General features: G+C 63.2%; 1 protein-coding gene, 1 tRNA gene and 1 pseudogene. All 3 read right to left on the reverse strand.

Translation table 11 applies throughout. The annotated features are described in order from the left end of the window. Positions 1-322: 322 nt before the first annotated feature. Positions 323-399: transfer RNA gene (locus FV220_RS25070), tRNA-Trp, on the reverse strand. A 54-nt stretch (positions 400-453) separates the two neighbouring features. Further along, positions 454-774 carry a heavy metal-binding domain-containing protein gene (locus tag FV220_RS25075; protein ID WP_056145562.1) on the reverse strand — a complete coding sequence of 107 codons (321 nt, stop codon included), beginning with the start codon at positions 772-774 and terminating at the stop codon, positions 454-456. A 109-nt stretch (positions 775-883) separates the two neighbouring features. Next, a pseudogene (gene tuf, locus FV220_RS25080) lies at positions 884-1056 on the reverse strand (elongation factor Tu); the annotation flags it as partial.

The raw sequence follows: 1056 nt of genomic DNA on the forward strand, positions 1-1056 counted from the left end.
CACGGGCGGGGTCGCCCGAGGCGGCGTCGGCGTGGCGGATCCGCGCTGCGGGGTGCGCGCCAGGTCCGCCTTCTTCGTTGCTTCGTTCGATGCCATTGATGCCAACAACAGGGAAAATCGGCTCTGACCGGAAAGCGGGCCGGTGCGGAGGCTCTGGTCGAAGCCCGCACCGAACACAGTCACCGATCTCGGAGTGCGAACGCTCTAGCGCAAGTCCCGGGTCTTGTCGACCGTCGCGGACATATCGACAGAGAGCGGGAAACACGCTCCGGTTCGACACTCCCGACAGGAGGCCGTTCCGGCATTGCGCTCAAGGAAACACTGGCAGGAGTGGAGGGACTCGAACCCGCAACCTCCGGTTTTGGAGACCGGCGCTCTGACCAGTTGAGCTACACTCCTACGCGCCCCGCTCCTCTATACAGGAACGAGCCGGTGCACAAGCGGGGCATTGGCCTATTCCCGAACAACTCTCACTGCGGTGCCATAGGCCAGGACTTCGGTGATGCCGTCCATGATGTCGGTCGCATCGTAGCGCATGCCCACAATCGCATCGGCGCCGGCGGCTGCCGCCTGTTCACACATGTGTTCGAACGATTCCCGGCGAGCGGTTTCGGCCAGAGAGAGGTAGGCGTCGATCCGACCGCCGAACAGTGCCTGGACCCCGCCGACAACGTTCCCAATGACGCTGCGTGAGCGGACCGTGATGCCACGGACCATCCCGAGATGCGCAACGACACGATAACCAGCGATCTCGTTGGTGGTGGAAACCATCATCGTGTGGAGGTCCTCATGATGGAAGGCAAAAAAAACACCCACGGATCAGCGGCGATCCGTGGGTGACGCGGTGTAGGTAGAAAAGCGCCCCGGCAGGAGCGTACCGAACTTAATCGTTGATGGCTGCGACGACGCCTGCGCCGACGGTGCGACCGCCTTCACGGATGGCGAAGCGGAGCTTCTCTTCCATGGCGACGGGGACGATGAGGGTGACGTCCATGGTGACGCTGTCACCGGGCATCACCATCTCGGTGCCCTCGGGCAGTTCGCAGACACCGGTCA

The sequence above is a fragment of the Methylobacterium sp. WL19 genome (assembly GCF_008040005.1).
GTDB lineage: Bacteria > Pseudomonadota > Alphaproteobacteria > Rhizobiales > Beijerinckiaceae > Methylobacterium > Methylobacterium bullatum.